At 69.4% G+C, this 18705-nt stretch carries 20 protein-coding genes; 2 read left to right on the top strand and 18 right to left on the bottom strand.

Annotated features, from left to right (window positions below; all coding sequences use genetic code 11):
- Positions 1-34: 34 nt before the first annotated feature.
- The 11 genes from coaBC to pyrR form a co-directional block, all read right to left on the bottom strand.
- Positions 35-1285 (bottom strand): bifunctional phosphopantothenoylcysteine decarboxylase/phosphopantothenate--cysteine ligase CoaBC, encoded by a 1251-nt coding sequence (coaBC, locus tag A37U_RS0138325; protein ID WP_276143758.1) that lies wholly within the window; start codon positions 1283-1285, stop codon positions 35-37.
- A 51-nt stretch (positions 1286-1336) separates the two neighbouring features.
- Positions 1337-1624: a DNA-directed RNA polymerase subunit omega gene (gene rpoZ / locus A37U_RS0138320; protein WP_020501945.1), complete on the bottom strand. Its 288-nt coding sequence runs from the start codon at positions 1622-1624 to the stop codon at positions 1337-1339.
- 46 nt (positions 1625-1670) lie between these two features.
- Complete coding sequence (gene gmk, locus A37U_RS0138315; protein ID WP_020501944.1) at positions 1671-2282, bottom strand: guanylate kinase; 612 nt, start codon at positions 2280-2282, stop codon at positions 1671-1673.
- Between the two features lie 3 nt (positions 2283-2285).
- Positions 2286-2600 carry an integration host factor, actinobacterial type gene (gene mihF / locus A37U_RS0138310; RefSeq protein ID WP_026198054.1) on the bottom strand — a complete coding sequence of 105 codons (315 nt, stop codon included), beginning with the start codon at positions 2598-2600 and terminating at the stop codon, positions 2286-2288.
- 230 nt (positions 2601-2830) lie between these two features.
- The gene (pyrF, locus tag A37U_RS0138305; RefSeq protein ID WP_020501942.1) at positions 2831-3667 is read right to left on the bottom strand and encodes an orotidine-5'-phosphate decarboxylase; all 837 of its coding nucleotides are present in this window, start codon (positions 3665-3667) and stop codon (positions 2831-2833) included.
- A complete protein-coding gene (gene carB, locus A37U_RS0138300; protein ID WP_020501941.1) occupies positions 3664-6954 on the bottom strand; it encodes a carbamoyl-phosphate synthase large subunit in 3291 nt (1096 codons plus the stop codon). The genes pyrF and carB overlap by 4 nt, the downstream gene beginning before the upstream one ends.
- Positions 6938-8059 carry a glutamine-hydrolyzing carbamoyl-phosphate synthase small subunit gene (gene carA, locus A37U_RS0138295; protein WP_020501940.1) on the bottom strand — a complete coding sequence of 374 codons (1122 nt, stop codon included), beginning with the start codon at positions 8057-8059 and terminating at the stop codon, positions 6938-6940. Before carA ends, carB begins: the two co-directional genes overlap by 17 nt.
- Positions 8056-8562 (bottom strand): PH-like domain-containing protein, encoded by a 507-nt coding sequence (locus tag A37U_RS0138290; RefSeq protein WP_020501939.1) that lies wholly within the window; start codon positions 8560-8562, stop codon positions 8056-8058. Before A37U_RS0138290 ends, carA begins: the two co-directional genes overlap by 4 nt.
- Complete coding sequence (locus tag A37U_RS0138285) at positions 8562-9845, bottom strand: dihydroorotase (protein WP_020501938.1); 1284 nt, start codon at positions 9843-9845, stop codon at positions 8562-8564. The genes A37U_RS0138290 and A37U_RS0138285 overlap by 1 nt, the downstream gene beginning before the upstream one ends.
- Positions 9842-10795, bottom strand: a complete 954-nt coding sequence (locus A37U_RS0138280) for an aspartate carbamoyltransferase catalytic subunit (protein ID WP_020501937.1) — start codon at positions 10793-10795, stop codon at positions 9842-9844. The genes A37U_RS0138285 and A37U_RS0138280 overlap by 4 nt, the downstream gene beginning before the upstream one ends.
- Positions 10792-11394, bottom strand: coding sequence for a bifunctional pyr operon transcriptional regulator/uracil phosphoribosyltransferase PyrR (pyrR, locus tag A37U_RS0138275; protein ID WP_040589940.1), 603 nt, complete (start codon positions 11392-11394; stop codon positions 10792-10794). The genes A37U_RS0138280 and pyrR overlap by 4 nt, the downstream gene beginning before the upstream one ends.
- A gap of 257 nt (positions 11395-11651) precedes the next feature.
- Here pyrR and bldD point away from each other — a divergent pair, with 257 nt between their 5' ends.
- The gene (gene bldD / locus A37U_RS0138270) at positions 11652-12140 is read left to right on the top strand and encodes a transcriptional regulator BldD (RefSeq protein WP_020501935.1); all 489 of its coding nucleotides are present in this window, start codon (positions 11652-11654) and stop codon (positions 12138-12140) included.
- Positions 12141-12232: 92 nt separating this feature from the next.
- On the opposite strand, the gene nusB is transcribed toward bldD, so the two are convergent.
- Both nusB and efp read right to left on the bottom strand, forming a co-directional pair.
- Positions 12233-12691 (bottom strand): transcription antitermination factor NusB, encoded by a 459-nt coding sequence (gene nusB / locus A37U_RS0138265; protein WP_020501934.1) that lies wholly within the window; start codon positions 12689-12691, stop codon positions 12233-12235.
- Position 12692: 1 nt separating this feature from the next.
- On the bottom strand, positions 12693-13256 hold the full coding sequence (gene efp / locus A37U_RS0138260) for an elongation factor P (RefSeq protein WP_020501933.1): 564 nt from the start codon (positions 13254-13256) through the stop codon (positions 12693-12695).
- 149 nt (positions 13257-13405) lie between these two features.
- On the opposite strand from efp, the gene A37U_RS47505 reads away from it, so the two are divergent.
- Positions 13406-13849 (top strand): hypothetical protein, encoded by a 444-nt coding sequence (locus A37U_RS47505; RefSeq protein WP_020501932.1) that lies wholly within the window; start codon positions 13406-13408, stop codon positions 13847-13849.
- Here A37U_RS47505 and A37U_RS0138250 read toward each other — a convergent pair.
- From A37U_RS0138250 to aroC, 5 genes are read right to left on the bottom strand one after another with little or no spacing between them, the layout of a single operon-like run.
- On the bottom strand, positions 13810-15333 hold the full coding sequence (locus A37U_RS0138250) for a family 43 glycosylhydrolase (RefSeq protein ID WP_026198051.1): 1524 nt from the start codon (positions 15331-15333) through the stop codon (positions 13810-13812). The two genes, A37U_RS47505 and A37U_RS0138250, sit on opposite strands and share 40 nt — an antisense overlap.
- Positions 15334-15380: 47 nt before the next feature.
- The gene (aroQ, locus tag A37U_RS47500) at positions 15381-15842 is read right to left on the bottom strand and encodes a type II 3-dehydroquinate dehydratase (protein WP_020501930.1); all 462 of its coding nucleotides are present in this window, start codon (positions 15840-15842) and stop codon (positions 15381-15383) included.
- Complete coding sequence (aroB, locus tag A37U_RS0138240) at positions 15839-16954, bottom strand: 3-dehydroquinate synthase (RefSeq protein WP_020501929.1); 1116 nt, start codon at positions 16952-16954, stop codon at positions 15839-15841. The genes aroQ and aroB overlap by 4 nt, the downstream gene beginning before the upstream one ends.
- A complete protein-coding gene (locus A37U_RS47495) occupies positions 16951-17484 on the bottom strand; it encodes a shikimate kinase (protein ID WP_020501928.1) in 534 nt (177 codons plus the stop codon). The genes aroB and A37U_RS47495 overlap by 4 nt, the downstream gene beginning before the upstream one ends.
- Entirely contained in the window at positions 17481-18677 is a 1197-nt protein-coding gene (gene aroC / locus A37U_RS0138230) for a chorismate synthase (RefSeq protein WP_020501927.1), read from the bottom strand. The genes A37U_RS47495 and aroC overlap by 4 nt, the downstream gene beginning before the upstream one ends.
- Positions 18678-18705: the final 28 nt, after the last annotated feature.

Here is an 18705-nt window from a genome sequence, read left to right as displayed (position 1 = left end):
GTAGTCACGGTTAATTTGGACGCACCCGATCATGTCAGGATACGGCGGTCATGGCTACCGCGTCCCACACTGCGGCAGCGAGTGCGGCCTTCGAACCACGCGGAACCGGCGTCTCCAGACCATCAGCGGAGAGTAACCATCCCTGGTTATCGTCGCCCTCGAACGCGCCCCCTTCGCCGACAGCGTTGACGACGAGAAGGTCGCAACCCTTCCGTTTGAGCTTGGCGCGCGCATGGGTGAGAACATCGCCGAATTCGTCACCGGTTTCCGCCGCGAAACCGACGATGACCTGTCCTTTCGTACGGGCCGATACCAATTCGGCGAGCACGTCCGGGTTGCGAATGAGCCGAACCGCGTCCGGCTCTTTTTCTGACTTTTTTATTTTGTGATCCGCCGCACTTTCCGGCCGGAAATCGGCAACGGCGGCCGCCATGACGACGACATCGGCTACCCGGGCCGCATCCTTCATCGCCTTGTGTAGTTCCGCAGCGGTCCGTACCTGTACCAGCTCGGCGCCCGCGGGTTCGGGAAGCGCGGCGGTGTGCGCGTTGACGAGGGTGACCTGGGCGCCGCGCGCGGCAGCGACCTGGGCGAGCGCGTAGCCCTGTTTGCCGGAGGAACGGTTGCCGAGCCAGCGCACCGGGTCCAGCGGCTCCCGGGTACCGCCCGCGGAGACGACCACGCGTTTGCCCGCGAGGTCGTAGGGCAGCGCGTCCGGCCTGGTGAGCAGCAGCTTCGCCATAGCGACGATCTCGGCCGGTTCCGCGAGCCGGCCCTTGCCGGTGTCCTTACCGGTCAGCCTGCCGCTCGCGGGCTCGGTGACCACTGAACCGCGGGAGCGCAGCAGCGCCACGTTCGCCTTGGTCGCCGCGTTCTCCCACATCTCGGTGTGCATCGCGGGCGCGAACAGGACCGGACAGCTTGCGGTCAGCAGGGTCGCGGTGAGCAGATCGTCGGCATTACCGTGGGCGGCGCGGGCGAGCAGATCGGCGGTGGCCGGAACCACCAGGACCAGGTCCGCCTCCCGTCCGATGCGCACGTGCTCGACCTCGGGGACGTCCTCGAAGACCCCGGTGTGCACGGGATTCCCGGACAGCGCCTCGAAGGTGGCCGCGCCGACGAAGCGCAGTGCTGCCTCGGTCGGCACCACCCGCACCTCGTGGCCGGATTCGGTGAGGCCGCGAAGAACCTCGCAGGCCTTGTACGCGGCGATGCCACCACCGACACCGAGCACGATCCGTTTCTTCTCGCGCGGAGTGGGAACCGCGCCGTCAGGCTCAGTCACGAGACAAGCACACTCACGCGTCAACCCGATGTCAACGCGCTGGGAACTATTTCACTCGCCCTCGGTGTGTTCGAGCAGGCCGGAGTGGATCTCGCGCATCGCGATGGACAGCGCCTTCTCCTTCGGGCCCGGCTCGACAAGCGGTCCGACGTACTCGAGCAGGCCCTCGCCGAGCTGCGCGTAGTAGTCGTTGATCTGACGGGCCCGCTTGGCCGCGAAGATCGAGAGCGCGTACTTCGAGCTGACGTGCTCGAGCAGGTCGTCGATCGGCGGGGCGGTGATTCCCTCGTCCGGGTTGGCCGGTTTGGCGCTCGCGGATGTCCCCGCTGGCATGGTCATCGGTGCGTCTACTCCAGAGCGAATGTGCGAAAGCGGTGGTCGGGGACTACGCCCCGGTAAGCAAGTCTAGCAATTCCTGCGCGGCCGAGTGCACGTCGGCATTGACGATCTCGGTGTCGAACTCCGGCCGTGCGGCGAGTTCCTCCCTGGCGGTCGCCAGCCTGCGGGCGACGACCTCCTCGGACTCGGTGCCGCGTCCGGTCAGCCGCACGACGAGCTCGTCCCAGCTCGGCGGGTTGATGAACACGAGAAGGGCATCCGGCATCGCCGCGCGCACCGAGCGCGCACCCTGCAGGTCGAGTTCGAGGAGTGCGGGTTCACCGCTGTTCAGGCGCTCCTCGATCGGCTGGCGCGGGGTTCCGGAACGGTGTGTCCCGGAGTGGATGTCGGCCCATTCGAGCAGTTCGCCCTCGGCGATCATCCGGTCGAACTCGGCCGGGCCGACGAAGCGGTAGTCCCGCCCGTCCACCTCACCGGGGCGCTGTTCCCTGGTGGTCGCCGAGACGGAGAACCACAGTTCCGGGTACAGCTTGCGCAGTTCGGCCACGATACTGCTCTTGCCGACGCCAGAAGGGCCGGCCAGAACAACCAGCCGGCCCTTCGAGGCGTCGCCTTTGCGGCTGGCGCCCCGCTCGGGGGCGCCCGCGTGCCCTGGCACGCGTCAGGCCGCGAACTCGGCGAGCAATGCCTTGCGCTGACGCTCACCGAGACCGCGAAGCCGACGGCTCGGGGCGATCTCGAGCCGCTCCATGATCTGCTGCGCACGAACCTTGCCGACGCCGGGAAGCGCCTCGAGCAAAGCAGCGACCTTCATCTTGCCGAGCACCTCGTCGCTCTCGGCCTTGTCGAGAACGTCCTTGAGGCTGGTACCGCCTCGCTTCAGACGCTCTTTGAGTTCAGCCCTGGCACGCCGAGCGGCAGCCGCCTTCTCCAGGGCTGCGGCCCGCTGCTCCTCGGTCAGCTGGGGAAGGGCCACGATTTCCTCCGTGGTTTCGTTCGGGGGTCGATCGGATTTGTTCCGCTTCGCGACCGTACCCACCTGCGAAAAACCGCTGTGACGCGGGGGTGAGCTTGCGTGCTGCGCGGGTCGCGACGACTGATCGTTCTACCAGAGCGGCGCCGCCGTTCACAGCCCCCTGAAGGTCGACACGCCGGTCATTGTCCGCTTTACCACCATTATTTGACTCGTAGTAGTCAATTAATCGCTCATTCGTGTTCGGAGAGTAATGCCGACACCGTGCGCACCGCGTTCCGCAACCGGTCCACATCCGGCCCCTTGGCCAGGATGTCCCGGGAGGAGGCAGGCAGCACGTGTTCCCGCGCGGCCCCGAACACGCTGCTGAGCTCCTCCGGACCGACCCCCTGCGCCCCGAACCCAGGGGCGAGGATCGGGCCCCGCAGCGAGCCGATGTCGAGCCCGTGCGCGGCCGTCGCGCCGATCACCACGCCGACACTGCCCCCGCCGTCCGCGTTGATCTCGGCCGCGCGGTCCACGATGGTCTGGGCGATGCAGCGGTTGCCCGGCCCGCCCGCCTGCGCCTGCTGCACGCTCGGCCCCTCCGGATTGGAGGTGCGGGCGAGCACGAACACTCCCCTCCCGGTGCGTCTGGCCAGCTCGATCGCCGGTTCGAGGGAGCCGAAGCCCAGATAGGGCGAGAGCGTGATCGCGTCCGCGGCCAGCGGTGCGCCGTCCGCGAGGTAGGCCTGCGCGTAGGCGCTCATGGTGGAACCGATGTCGCCGCGCTTGACGTCCAGCAGGGTCACCGCCCCCGCCGCGCGCGCGTCCGCGAGCACCCGTTCGAGTACCGCGATGCCCGCCGAACCGTAGGACTCGAAGAACGCGGACTGCGGTTTGATCACCCCGGCGAGTGATCCGAAGGCCTCCACACAGGTCCTGGCGAATCTCTCCAGCCCGCGGGTATCCGCCTCGAGCCCCCAGTCGCGCAGCAGGCCGGGATGCGGGTCGATGCCCACACACAGCCTGCCGCGCTCCCCGGTGACCGAGGCGAGCCGTTCGCCGAAGGTCTCCGCGGGTCCCGTCATGCCAGGTCCCGGTGGAGTTCCTGCAGTGGCCGCACCCCGATGTCCCCGCGGATCGAGGCCTCGATGCCGTGCACCGCGGCCGCCGCGCCCTGGATCGTGGTGACGCAGGGAATATCACGGGCCACCGCGGCGGTACGGATTTCGTAGCCGTCCGCGCGCGGCCCCCGGTTGCCGTACGGAGTGTTGATGATGATGCTCACCTCGCCGGCGAGGATCTGGCTGACGATGTTGTCCTCGGCCTCGAAGTGTTTGCGCACCACGGTGGCTTCCACCCCGTTGCGGCGCAGCACCTCGGCGGTCCCCTCGGTGGCCAGGATCGCGAACCCGAGGTCGGCGAGCCGTTTCACCGGGAAGATGATCGCCCGCTTGTCCCGGTTGGCCACCGAGACGAACACGGTGCCCTTGGTCGGCAGTGAGCCGTAGGCCGCGGCCTGGGACTTGGCGAAGGCCTTGCCGAAGCTGGCGTCCACCCCCATGACCTCGCCGGTGGACTTCATCTCCGGCCCGAGCAGCGAATCCACGCCCTCGCCTTCGCGAGTGCGGAATCGGTGGAAGGGCAGCACCGCTTCCTTGACCGCGATCGGCGCGTGCGGCGGAGTGTGCCCGCCATCGCCCTCGGCGGGCAGTACTCCTTCGGCACGCAGATCGGCGATGCGGGCACCGAGCATGACCCTGGCGGCCGCCTTGGCCAGCGGCACCGCGGTCGCCTTGGACACGAACGGCACGGTGCGGCTGGCCCGCGGATTGGCCTCGAGCACGTAGAGCACGTCGTCCTTGAGCGCGTACTGCACGTTGAGCAGCCCGCGCACCCCGACTCCGTGCGCGATCGCCTCCGTCGAACGGCGCACCGCCTCGATGTCCTGGACGCCGAGGGTGATCGGCGGAAGAGCGCAGGAGGAGTCGCCGGAGTGCACCCCGGCCTCCTCGATGTGCTCCATCACCCCGCCGAGGAACACCTCCTCGCCGTCGCAGAGCGCGTCCACGTCGATCTCGATGGCATCGTCCAGGAACCGGTCCACCAGCACCGGATGTTCCGGGGTGACCTCGGTGGCCCGGGAGATGTAGTCGGCCAGCGACGCCTCGTCGTAGACGATCTCCATGCCGCGGCCGCCGAGCACGTAGGACGGGCGCACCAGCACCGGGTAGCCGATGTCGTCGGCGATCTCCTTGGCCCCGGTGAAGCTGGTCGCGGTGCCGTAGCGAGGAGCGGGCAGCCCGGCCCGCTCCAGCACCTCGCCGAACGCGCCGCGGTGCTCGGCGAGATGGATCGCGTCCGGGCTGGTGCCCACGATCGGCACCCCCGCGGTCTCGAGCCGCTTCGCCAGCCCGAGCGGGGTCTGCCCACCCAGCTGCACGATCACCCCGGCCACGGTGCCGGACTGCTGCTCGGCGTGCACGACTTCGAGCACATCCTCGAAGGTCAGCGGTTCGAAGTAGAGCCGGTTCGCGGTGTCGTAGTCCGTGGAGACGGTCTCCGGGTTGCAGTTGACCAGCACGGTCTCGAACTCCGCCGCGCGCAGCGACAGCGCGGCGTGCACGCAGGAGTAGTCGAACTCGATGCCCTGCCCGATCCGGTTCGGCCCGGAACCCAGGATGATCACCTTGGGCCGTGCACGCTGCGCGGTGACTTCGGATTCCGCTGCCGGATCGAGTTCGTAGGCGGAGTAGTGGTACGGGGTCTTGGCCGCGAACTCGGCCGCGCAGGTGTCCACCGTCTTGAACACCGGGCGCACCCCGAGCCGGTGCCGCAGGGTGCGCACCCCGTCCTCGCCAGCCAGCTCCGGGCGCAGGGCGGCGATCTGCGCGTCCGAGATCCCCATGTACTTGGCCCGGCGCAACAGCTCCGTGGACAGGGTGGCCGCCTCGCGCAGCACGGCGCCGAACTCGCTGATCGAGGCGATCTGGTCGACGAACCAGGGGTCGACGCCGGAGGCCGCGGCCACCTGCTCGACGCTCGCCCCGAGCCGCAACGCCTGCTCGACCGCGTAGATCCGGCCGTCGTGCCCGGTGCGCAGTACTTCCAGGGTCTGTTCCAGGCTTCGCTCCGGGGCCGCCGCGGTCCAGAATCCGACCCGTTTGGTCTCGCTCGAGCGCAGTGCCTTGCCGAGCGCCTCGGTGAAGTTTCGCCCGATCGACATCACCTCGCCGACCGATTTCATCGTGGTGGTCAGGCTCGGGTCCGCGGCCGGGAACTTCTCGAACGCGAACCGGGGCACCTTCACGACCACGTAGTCCAGCGTCGGCTCGAACGAGGCCGGGGTTTCCCCGGTGATGTCGTTGGTGATCTCGTCCAGGCTGTAGCCGATGGCGAGTTTCGCGGCGATCTTCGCGATCGGGAACCCGGTCGCCTTGGAAGCGAGCGCACTCGAACGGGAGACCCGCGGGTTCATCTCGATCACGACCATCCGCCCGGTCTCCGGGTCGATGGCGAACTGGATGTTGCAGCCGCCGGTGTCCACCCCGACCGCGCGCAGCACGTCGATGCCCACATCGCGCATGTGCTGGAATTCGCGGTCGGTCAGCGTCATCGAGGGCGCGACGGTCACCGAATCACCGGTGTGCACGCCCATCGGGTCCACGTTCTCGATCGAGCAGACCACCACGACGTTGTCGTTGCGGTCGCGCATCAGCTCGAGCTCGTACTCCTTCCAGCCGAGCACGCTCTCCTCGATGAGCACCTCGTGCACCGGGGACTCGGACAGCCCCAGCGAGGCCATCCGCTCCAGATCCTCCTCGGTGTGCGCCATGCCCGAGCCGAGCCCGCCCATGGTGAACGAGGGCCGGATCACTACCGGAAGCGAGTGCTCCTCGACGAAGGCGCGCACCTCCGCCATGGAGTGGCACACCCGGCTGCGCGGCACCTCCCCGCCGACCGAGGCCACGATGTCCTTGAACTTCTGCCGGTCCTCACCACGCTGGATGGCATCGATGTCCGCACCGATCAGCTCCACCCCGTAGCGTTCGAGCACCCCGCGTTCGTGCAGCTCGACGGCTGCGTTCAGGGCGGTCTGCCCGCCGAGGGTGGCCAGCAGCGCGTCCGGGCGTTCCTTGGCGATCACCTGCTCGACGAACTCCGGCGTGATCGGCTCGATGTAGGTGGCGTCGGCGAACTCCGGATCGGTCATGATCGTCGCCGGGTTCGAGTTCACCAGCGAGACCCGCAGCCCCTCGGCGCGCAGCACGCGGCAGGCCTGGGTGCCCGAATAGTCGAATTCGCACGCCTGCCCGATCACGATCGGACCCGAGCCGATCACGAGCACATGTTCGATATCAGTGCGCTTGGGCACGGTGGGACTCCATCAGCTCGGTGAACTCATCGAACAACACGGCGGCATCGTGCGGTCCCGCGGCCGCCTCCGGGTGGTACTGCACCGAGAACGCGGGCACCTCGAGGCAGCGCACCCCCTCCACGGTCTGGTCGTTCGGGCAGACGTGGCTGACCACGGCCGAGCCGAACGGGGTGCCGAACGGCGCGCCCGGTTCCCCCTCCAGCGCGAATCCGTGGTTCTGCGCGGTGATCGAGACCCGCCCGCTGGCGGTGTCCACCACCGGCACGTTGATCCCGCGGTGCCCGTAGGTCATCTTGTAGGTCCCCATGCCGAGCGCCCGCCCGAGGATCTGGTTGCCGAAGCAGATCCCGAACAGCGGAATCCGCCGTTCGAGCAGCGAGCGCACCAGTTCGATCGAGTGCTCCTGGGTGGCCGGGTCACCGGGGCCGTTGGAGAAGAACACCCCGTCCGGTTCCGCCGCGAGCACCTGGTTCAGGCTCGCGGAAACCGGGAGCACATGCGACTCGATCCCGCGGGCCGCCATCATCCTCGGCGTGTTCGACTTGATCCCGAGATCGAGCGCGGCCACCCGGAACCGGCGTTCGCCGTCGGCCCCGACCACATAGGGCTCGGGTGTGGAGACCGCACCGGCCAGGTCCGCGCCGGCCATCGCCGGTGCCTCGCGCACCCGGGCCACCATCGCGTCCTCGTCCGCGAGCGCCGCGCCGGAGAAGATCCCGGCCCGCATCGCGCCCCGTTCGCGGATGTGCCTGGTCAGCGCCCTCGTGTCGACTCCGGCGAGGCCGATGACGCCGTCCCGTTCCAGGGCCTCGTCCAGCGAGCCGCTCGCCCGCCAGTTCGAGCTGCGCCGGGACGGATCCCGCACCACGTAACCGGCGACCTGGATCCGGCCCGACTCGTCGTCCTCACCGTTCCATCCGGTGTTGCCGATCTGCGGGGCCGTGGAAACCACGATCTGCCCGTGATACGAGGGATCGGTCAGGGTCTCCTGGTATCCGGTCATCCCCGTGCAGAACACGACCTCACCGAGCGTGCTGCCACTCGCCCCGAACGACTCGCCGCGGAACACCCGGCCGTCCTCGAGCACCAGTGCCGCGGTCATCGCGGTTCTCCTTTCGCCAGTTCGCCGCCGAATGCGGTCAGCCATGCCGAGTAGCAGGCCGGATCGTCGGCCAGCACCCCGGTGTCGAAGGTGCTTCCCTCCACCGACCAGCGGAACACCAGCAGGCTCTCGGTGCCCATCACCTTGCCCGCGAGGCCGCGGGCGGTGCGCACGTGTTCGATCGCCGAACGCGGGATCCAGAGCTCGTGGGCACCGGTCCGTTCGAAGTACACGCCCTGTTCGTAGAGGTGCACGGCGACCCGGGAACGGAATCCGAGATCGCCCTGCCCGACCCGGTCCTGCCAGCTCTCGGTGGTCGTGGTCGAGACGTACACGCCCTCGATCGGGTCGAGCCGCTCGGTGCGGTCTAGCTCGGCGGGCATCGCGGGGAGGGCGGGCAGATCGGCCTGGCGCTTGCGGCGGTTGCGGAAACCGAGCCACATCAGACCGGCGCACAGCGCGCAGAACGCGAGCAGCGCGAGTACCAAAAGCGTCCGTTCCATCAGGCGAGTTTCCCTTCGTCCGCGGTCACCGTGCCGCGCAGCACGGTCGTGACAACCGTGCCAGGCAGCCGCATACCGTCATACGGCGAGTTGTGCGCAATGCTGGCCAGCTCACTCGCGCGCACCGTCCACTCCGCCGATTCGTCCAGTAGCACCAGGTTCGCGGGTTCGCCGACCGCGATCGGCCGCCCGTGCCCGGCCAGTCCGCCGATCTCCGCGGGCCGCTCGCTCATCACCCGGGCGACCCCGCGCCAGTCGAGCAGCCCGGTGCGCACCATCGTCTCCACCACGACCGAGAGCGCGGTCTGCAGCCCGAGCATGCCCGGGCGCGCTCCCGACCATTCACAGTCCTTGTCCTGCACTGCGTGCGGGGCGTGGTCGGTGGCCACGCAGTCGAGCACCCCCTCGGCGAGCGCCTCGCGCAGCGCGCGCACATCCGAGCCCTCCCGCAGCGGCGGGTTGACCTTGTTCACCGGGTCGTAGCCGGCCAGCCGCTCATCGGTGAGCAGCAGGTGGTGCGGGGTGACCTCACCGCTGACCTCGACCCCGCGGGCCTTGGCCCAGCGCAGTACATCCGCGCCGCCCTCGGTGGTGACATGGCAGGCGTGCAGCCGGGCGCCGAGCTGACCGGCGAGCAGGCAGTCGCGCGCCAGGATGACCTCCTCGGCGGCCGCGGGCCAGCCCGCGAGCCCGAGCCGTGCCGCGTTCGCGCCCTCGTGCGCCTGCGCGCCCACGGTGAGCCGGGGTTCCTCGGCGTGCTGGGCGATCACCGCGCCGAGCCCTTTCGAGTACTCCAGCGCTCTGCGCATCACCAGCGGATCGGCGACACAGTGCCCGTCGTCGGAGAACACCCGGACCCCGGCGGAGCTGCGCGCCATGGCCCCCAGTTCGGCGAGCCGTTCCCCGCGCAGTCCGACGGTGACCGCGCCGATCGGCTGGACATCCACCAGTCCGACCGCCTGGCCCCGCCGGTGTACGTGCTCCACGACCAGGTCGTTGTCCGCGACCGGGTCGGTGTTGGCCATCGCGAACACCGCCGTGTAGCCACCCAGTGCCGCCGCGGCCGAACCGGACTCGATCGTCTCGGTGTCCTCGCGGCCCGGTTCCCGCAGATGCGTGTGCAGATCGACGAACCCGGGGAGCGCGACGAGCCCGTCCCGTTCGTAGACCTGCGCCTCGCCCGGTTCGAGCCCGGTACCGATCTCGGTGATCACCTCGCCCTCGACGCGGATGTCGACCGGGTCCTCGCCGTACGGGCGGACCCCCTTGAACAGCGAACTCATTTCGTCTCCTCCGATGCGAGCAGGTGGTACAGCACCGCCATGCGCACGTGCACTCCGTTGCGCACCTGCTCGGTGATCACCGAGTTCTGGGCGTCCGCCACCGAGGAGGCGATCTCCATCCCGCGCAGCATCGGGCCGGGATGCAGGATCACCGCGTGTTCGGGCAGCAGGCGGGCACGGGCCTCGGAAAGCCCGTAACTGATCGAGTACTCCCGCGTCGACGGGAAGAAGCCCGCGGACGAGTCCCCGCCCCCGCCGAGCCGTTCTGCCTGCACCCGCAGCATCATCACCGCGTCGGTGCCCGGCAGTTCCGCGTCCAGGTCATAGCTGACCGGGACCTCGGCCTCGTCGAGCCAGCGGTCCATCCCGTCGGGGAGCATGGTCGGCGGCGCCACCAGGGTGACCTCGGCGCCGAGGGTGCGCAGCAGGTGCACATTGGACCTGGCCACCCGGGAGTGCAGCACGTCGCCGACGATCAGCACCCGTCTGCCCTCGAGCCCGCCGAGCCGTTCCCGCAGGGTCGCCGCGTCCAGCAGGGCCTGGGTCGGATGCTCGTGCATGCCGTCGCCCGCGTTGATCACGCTGACCCCGTCGAGCCAGCCGGCGATCCGCTGCGGTGCGCCCGAGGCGGGATGGCGCACGATCACACAGTCGGCCCCGGCCGCGGCGAGCGTGGCGGCGGTGTCCCGCAGCGACTCGCCCTTGCTCACCGAGGAACCGCTCGCGGACACGTTGATCACATCCGCGCTCATCCACTTCCCGGCGATCTCAAAGGAGACCCGGGTCCGGGTGGAGTTCTCGTAGAACATCGTGACCACGGTCCGCCCGCGCAGCGTGGGGAGCTTGCGCACCTCCCGGTGCAGCAGCGTGCGCTTGAGTTCCTCGGCGGTGTCCAGGATCGCCACCGCGTCGTCCCGGCCGAGATGTTCGGCGGAAAGCAGGTGTGTCACCCCTGATCCCCCTCCTCCCGCGCGGGCCGCAGGACCACGCCGTCGGTTCCATCGGTCTCGGTGAGCAGCACGGCGATGTCCTCCGCGCGGGATGTGGGCACGTTCTTGCCGACGTAGTCGGCGCGGATCGGCACCTCACGATGCCCGCGGTCCACGAGCACCGCGAGCTGGATCGCCTTCGGTCTGCCGTGATCACGCAGCGCGTCGAGGGCGGCACGAATGGTGCGCCCGGAGTAGAGCACGTCGTCCACGAGCACGACCAGCCTGCCGTCGATACCATCCTCGGGCAGCGTGGTCGGTTCCAGCGGCCGGTTCGGGCGCAGCCGCAGATCGTCCCGGTAGAGCGTGACGTCGACGATCCCGGTGTCCACGGTCTGCCCGGAGAACTCGGCGATCCGCCCGGCCAGTCGCCTGGCCAGTGGCGCTCCCCTGCTCGGGATCCCGAGCAGGACCGGCGGGGCGCCCTCTTCGGGTGCGGTCTTCTCGATGACCTGATGGGCCATCCTGGCAATGGTGCGCGCGACATCGGCCTCGGCGAGCAGCACTCGCTGACCCTCTGGTTCCTCGGCCGGCGTCACGCCTTCTCGGCGTGTCGTCACATGACTCCTTCCCCGCCTCACTGGACGGGCCTTAAAGGTGTCCGAATCCCGTACGGGCAACACCCGAACGGCTGGTGGAACCGTAGCAGGCGGCGCACTGAACCGCGCATCCCGGTGACAGGAGTTATGCATCCGCCCGAAAAGAATTACGCTTGACGGTTGTGACAACACTCGGTAACCATTACTCTGCGTGTTGACGGTAGCTCCCGGTGGACGCTCGTGAGGCGCCGGGGACGTAGGGAATGGAGAACCGCCAGATGGGCGAGTACGCCAAAGCACTCGGTGCGAAACTTCGTGGTATCCGCCAGCAGCAGGGCCTGTCGCTGCATGGTGTCGAGCAGAAGTCGGCGGGCCGGTGGAAAGCGGTCGTCGTCGGCTCGTATGAGCGCGGCGACCGTGCTGTGACCGTGCAGAAGCTCTCGGAGCTCGCGGACTTCTACGGAGTCCCGGTCGCCGAACTGCTTCCGGAGGGCCGCAGCCCCGCCGTGACCGAGCCCGCGACGAAGATCGTGATCAACCTGGAACGGCTGCAGCAGCTGCCGGTGGAGAAGGTCGGCCCGCTCGCGCGGTATGCGGCCACCATCCAGGCCCAGCGCGGGGACTACAACGGCAAGGTGCTCTCCATCCGCAACGAGGACCTGCGCTCGCTCGCGATCATCTACGACATGGCACCCGGTGAGCTCACCGAGCGGCTGATCGACTGGGGCGTGCTGCCCCCGGAGGCCCGCCCGGCGCACGACGAATAACCACGTACCGGCTTGGACCACGCGAGTCCAAGCCGGTATTGGTATGCCGTCGGCCGGGCACACATAGTGCCCGGTCCCCTACTTCGGGTGAATCACAGGACGGCGCGCAGCTGGTCGGCGATCAGCTGGATACGCCCGAGCACCCCGTTGACGAATCGCGGCGAGTCGTCGGTGGAGAGCACCTTCGCGAGCTCGACGGCCTGGTCGATGGCGACCGCGTCCGGCACATCCGAAGCCCACAGCAGTTCGTACAGCCCCATCCGGAGCAGCGCGCGGTCGACCGCGGGCATGCGCTCGACCGTCCACCCCTCCGAATGCTCGGCGAGCAGTTCGTCGATCCGGGCCAGATTCGCCTGGATCCCCTCGACAAGGGCCACCGTGTAGTCGTTGACCGGTGGCACATCCGTGGAGCCGACGCGCTCGGCGATCAGCGTGACGGGATCGAGCTCGCGCGCCTCCGCTTCGTAGAGCACGTCGACGGCACGCTTGCGCGCCTTGTTGCGGGCGCCCGCGCCGTGCCGTTTGTTCCCGGAACCCTCGGAATCAGCCATCTCAGGAGTTCACGCGGCCGAGGTAGCGGCCATCCCGCGGGTCGACCTTGACCTTCTCGCCGGTGCTGAGGAACAGCGGGACCTGGATCTCCGCGCCGGTCTGCAGCTTCGCGGGCTTCGAACCGCCGGTGGAGCGGTCGCCCTGGACCCCGGGGTCGGTGTGCTCGATGAGGAGTTCGACCGAGCCCGGGAGCTCCACGTACAGCGGGCTCTCATCGTGCTTGGCGACGAGCACCGTGCTGTTCTCCAGCATGTAGTTCGCGGCATCGCCGACGACCTCCGGCTGCACGGTGATCTGGTCGTAGGTGTCCGGATCCATGAACACGTAGTCGGAGCCGTCGAAGTACAGGTAGGTCATGTCGCGCCGGTCGACGTTGGCGGTCTCGACCTTGGTACCCGCGTTGAAGGTCTTGTCGACGACCTTGCCGGACAGCACGTTCTTCAGCGTGGTGCGCACGAACGCGCCGCCCTTGCCGGGTTTGACGTGCTGGAAGGTCACGACGGACCAGAGCTGGCCGTCGAGGTTGAGCACGAGGCCGTTCTTCAGGTCATTGGTTGTGGCCACGGTGGTGGTCTCGCTCCTGTTCTTGAGTCGTCACTAGCCTGGGATCAGCCTTGGATCGCCGCTGGTCTCGGTTCGCCGCACTGGATCGCCGCGTATTCGAAGGACAATCAATGCTACCTGGTGGGCCCGGAGGGGTTAGCCTTGGCGTCATGCGTGGCTGGTTGATTCGCGGGGTGAACCTCGCGGTGTTGTGGGGAATCGTGCAGACCCTTTACGCCAAGCTCGCGGTGGGCGGCTCCGTTCCCGCGGCCCTGACCGTGGCCGGGCTGTGCCTGCTCGGCGCGGTCGCCATGGCCTGGGCGGCGATCGACCACCTGCTCGGCAACACCGGGGACAACTATCTGTGGCTCAAGGCCGCCCTGCTCGCCGGCATCCTCGGCTCCTTGCTCGGGGTGGTCGGCCAGGCCGCGTTCGTGGACAACACCGGTGCCTGGGCGATCGGGCCGGCGCTGATCGGGCCCGCCCCGTTCATCGGACTGCTCGTGCTCGTGCCTTCCTGGCTGGGGATGCTGATCGGCAGGCTGGTCGGCGGGCGCGAGGGGCTGCGCCGCCGTCAGCCGCGCAAGCGGGAGAGGTCGCTGCCCGAGGGGTAGACGTCCCACCGGTCCGGGGACACGGTCTGCACGGGTGAGGAGTTCAGCCGCGCGAGCTCATCCTTGCCGACCGGCCAGAGCTTCCCGTCGGAGAGCATGAGGCCGAGCGGGCGCCCGGTGGCGGTGATGCCCGGTGCGGCCGGAGCGAGGTCGGCGAGCATCGGTGCCCCGTCCAGCGCGGACACCCGGGTGTCCAGCACCCCGAGGGCGAGTGCCTCGGCCACGGAGCGCCGTTCCACCCGCACGATGCCGCCGTCCACCACGAGGTACACGGTCCGCTGCGGAGAAAGCACTCCATAGCCGCGCAACAGGCCGAGCGCGCGCCCCGGAGAGGCGCAGCCGTGCACACCGGTGACATCCAGCCCGAAATGGCTCAGGTTCGATGGCGCGTTCGGGGTGACCGTCGCGCGGACCACGTCGAGCGGTACCCGGGAGCAGGGATCAGTTGTCGAGACCGGTGCGTGCCCGTCGCCGCGCCTGGCCAGGCCCGGCCCTTCCTGCCATGGCCCGGTGAGCAGCACCGGCTGATAGGGCTGGCTGCGCAGATCACGGTCGAAGAAGGTGATCTCGGTACCGTGCTTGGTTTCGTGCGCCAGGGCGAAAGCATCCAGTGCGTCGGAGAACATCCAGTCCGCGGAGAACGCGTCCACCAGGTTCTTCTCGTTGCCCGGTGCGAGCATGCCCTTGTCGGTGAACCCGGACCCGGTGAGCATCTGCACCTGTTCGGTGAACGTCGGATCCTTGGCCCGCAGCACGAACTGACCCGCCCCGTTGTCCCCCGCCGAGCGGCTCGAGGTGTCGGTGTAGAGCAAGTAGAACCAGCCGTCCAGGTACAGCGCCGAAGGCTGGCCCGCGCCGTAGGTGTTCTGCCCGTCGTTGCCGAGCGAGGGCCGTACGATCGGCCCGCCGTTGCGCTGCCAGGTCATCCCATCGGTGCTCTTCGCCATCCCGATGGCGTTGCCGTGGGCCTTATCGCCCGCCGCCCCGGTGTAGTACATATAGTAGGTCCCGCCGACCCGGACGACCGAGGGATCGCAGGTGTGCTTCGCGTCGAAGGCGGTCCCGCCGCTGCCGGAGAGCGCGGCCGTCGCGGCCACTCCGTTCGAACCGTACGGGCCATCGATACCGGGGGCCTGCGCGTACAGGATGTCGTCACCCGGCGGCCCGGTGTCCGGCAGCTGGCTGCACCACCACATCCTGGTGGTGGCACCGTCCGTCATGACGCTCGGCGCGTAGTTGTACGGCGCGGCCGTTCCACCGCCCGCGATGTTGAGCGTGTCCCGTGGCCGGTCGACGGACAGCCGCGGACCCTGTCCTGGAACGTGCACGCCGTCGTGCTGATCATGTTGCGGGGATGCCGCGGCGGCCTCGGCTTCCTCTCCCCCGCCGCATCCGACGGCGAGCAACAGCGTGCCGAGCGCGACCGCGATCATGCCACCCTGCACCGAACGCCGCGCGCTCCGGCGACCATCTGCCCCGATCACGCGGCCAGTTTAGTGAGACACCGCGTGGCCGGTACCGACCGTCGTGGTCACCCGTTCGCGCTGCTTGTGGTATTCCCGCAGGATTCCCGTTCGGCCAGCCAGCGGATGGCGTGCGCATAGCCGCGCACCCCGAGGCCCGCCACGACCGCGGTGGCGATGTCGGAAAGCACGCTCTTCGCCCGGAACGGTTCCCTGGCGTGCACATTCGAGATGTGCAGCTCGATCAGCGGAGCACGCAGCTGGGCCGCGGCATCGCGCACCGCGATCGAGTAGTGCGTCCACGCCCCGGCGTTGAGCACCACGGGACTGTCCGCGTCGGCGGCCTGGTGCAGCCAGCCGACCAGCTCACCCTCGTGATCGGTCTGCCTGGTCTCGACCTCGACCCCGCACTCGGCCCCGGTGCGCGCGCACAGTTGCTCGAGTTCGGCGTAGCTGGTGCTGCCGTAGATGCCCGGCTCCCTGCTGCCGAGCCTGCCGAGATTGGGGCCGTTGAGTACGAAGACCTTCACAGCAGCACCTCGGCACCGCTCGAGCCCTGCTCGTCGGCCACGGCCGAGTAGGCGGCCGCGAGCAGGCTCGGATCGGGGCCTTCCAGGCGTCCCGGTTTGGCCAGCCCGTCGAGCACCACGAACCGCAGCACCCCGGAACGGGTCTTCTTGTCCCCCTGCATGGTCTCCACCAGCGCGGGCAGCGCATCGGCCGCGTACCGCGTGGGCAGCCTGAGCAGTTCCAGCACCGTCCGGTGACGCTCGGCGGTCGCGTCGTCCAGCCGGCCGGCGAGCCGGGCGAGCTCGGCCGCGAACACCAGCCCGACCGAGACCGCGGCCCCGTGCCGCCACCGGAACCGCTCCCGTCGTTCGATGGCGTGCCCCAGGGTGTGTCCGTAGTTGAGGAACTCTCGGCGCCCGGCCTCGCGCAGGTCCTCGGAGACCACGTCCGCTTTCACCGCGATCGACCGGCGCACCAGATCGCCGAGCACATCCCCGACCGGATCGGCCGCCTGTTCCGGATCGGCCTCGATCGCGGTGAGGATGGCGGGGTCGGCGAGGAATCCGGCCTTGACGACTTCGGCCATCCCGGCGAGCAGTTCGTTGCGCGGCAGGGACTCCAGGGTCGCGAGGTCCACGAACACACCCGCCGGCTCGGCGAACGCGCCGACGAGGTTCTTCCCGGCCTCGGTGTTGATCCCGGCCTTGCCGCCGACCGCGGCGTCCACCATGCCCAGCACCGTGGTCGGCACGTGGATGACCCGCACCCCGCGCAGCCAGGTCGCGGCGACGAACCCGGCGAGGTCGGTCACCGCACCGCCGCCGAGCCCGATGATGGTGCCGGTACGGTCGAGCTTGATCTTGCCGAGCACCTCCCAGCAGAACGCGGCTACCGAGAGGTCCTTGCCGTCCTCGGCGTCCGGGATCTCGATGCGGTTCGCCTCCGGACCCGCGGCCACGATCTCCTCGCGGACCACGTCGGCGGTGGTGGTGAGGGTCGGCGGGTGGATGATCGCCACCGAGGGCGAGTCCGCGACCGCGCGGACGATGTCGTCCAGCAGGCCGCGGCCGACCAGCACCTCGTAGGGCCGCTCGGCGTGTACCGGGATCCGGGCGAGGGTCGATGCGTTCATTGGCTGGGTGCTCCCGTCTTGGCGAGGTGTTCGGCCGCGAGCCCGGCGATCTGTTCCGCGCTGCGCCCGTCGGTGTCGATCTCCAGTTCGGCGACCGCGCGATAGAGCGGAAGGCGCTGTTCGAGCAGTGCCGCGAGCCGGGTCTCGGGGTCCGTGCCGTGCAGCAGTGGCCGGGCGGAGGAGGTGCTCGTCCGGCGTACCCCTTCCTCGATGCCCACGTTGAGGAACAGCACCCGGTGCCCGGCGAGCAGCCGGTCGCGGGTGTCCGGGCGGCACACCGCACCACCGCCGAGGGCGAGTACCCCGGTGTGGTCGGTGAGCGCTTCGGCGACCGCCTGCTCTTCGAGTTCCCGGAACCGCTGTTCACCGTCTTCGGCGAAGATCTCCGCGATCGGTTTTCCTTGCCTGGCCACGATATCTGCGTCCACGTCGCGGAAAAGGACGCCGAGACGGCCCGCCAGCAGCTGCCCTGCGGTGGTCTTGCCCGCACCGGGCGGACCGATGAGCACCGCGGCGGGACGCCGGCTCATTTTGCGCTCCAGTCGTAGCGCTCGGCGAGCTCGGACCGGTAGGCGGCACAGTTCCGGGCCACCTCGCCGAGCGTGTCCCCGCCGAACTTCTCCAGCACGGCGTCCGCGAGCACCAGCGCCACCATCGCCTCGGCGACGACCCCGGCGGCGGGCACCGCGCACACATCGGAGCGCTGGTTGATCGCGATCGCCGTCTCCCCCGTTGTCACGTCCACTGTGGACAGTGCGCGGGGCACCGTGGAAATCGGTTTCATCGCCGCGCGGACGCGCAGCGGTTCGCCGTTGGTCATGCCGCCCTCGAGGCCGCCCGCGCGGTTGGAGGAACGGCTCACCCCGACCGCCTCCGGGTGCATCTGGTCGTGCGCGGCGCTTCCCCGGCTCATAGCGACCTCGAAGCCGTCACCGACCTCGACGCCCTTGATCGCCTGGATGCTCATCAGGGCACCGGCGAGGCGGCCGTCCAGTTTGCGGTCCCAGTGCACGTACGAGCCGAGCCCCTGTGGCAGTCCGTGCACCACGACCTCGACGACACCGCCGAGCGTGTCCCCCTCGGCCCGGGCCGCGTCCACCTCGGCCACCATCGCTGCCGCGTCGGCCTCGGCACAGGCGCGCACCGGGCTGGCGTCGATCCGCTCCAGGTCGCCGGGACCGGGCAGGGTTTCGGCCTGGGCGCGCACCGAACCGAGCGCGACCACGTGGCTGAGCACCTCGGCGCCGATGCTCTGGCGCAGGAACTGCCGCGCCAGCTCACCGGCCGCGGTTCGGGCCGCCGTCTCCCGCGCGCTCGCGCGCTCCAGAATCGGGCGGGCGTCGTCGAAGCCGTACTTCTGCATGCCCGAGAGGTCGGCGTGCCCGGGCCGCGGGCGGGTCAGCGGGGCGTTGCGGGCCTTGCCTTCGAGCTCCGCGTCCGCGACCGGGTCGGCCGACATGATCTCCTGCCACTTCGGCCACTCGCTGTTGCCGACGCGGACCGCGATCGGGCCGCCCTGGGTCCTGCCGTGGCGCACCCCGCCCAGAATGTCGAGTTCATCGGCCTCGAACTTCATTCGCGCACCCCGGCCGTAGCCGAGTCGCCTTCGCGCCAGAGCGGCGGCGATATCGGACGTAGTGACCTCGACACCGGCAGGCATGCCTTCCAGCATCGCGACCAGGGCGGGCCCGTGTGATTCTCCGGCGGTCATCCAGCGCAGCACGGGTCCGATCCTCCCATGAACCGCCCCG

It is taken from the genome of Sciscionella marina DSM 45152 (assembly GCF_000379465.1).
Classification (GTDB): domain Bacteria; phylum Actinomycetota; class Actinomycetes; order Mycobacteriales; family Pseudonocardiaceae; genus Sciscionella; species Sciscionella marina.
The sequence above is the reverse complement of the archived record's forward strand: the minus strand, read 5'-3'. Positions and strand labels throughout refer to the sequence as shown.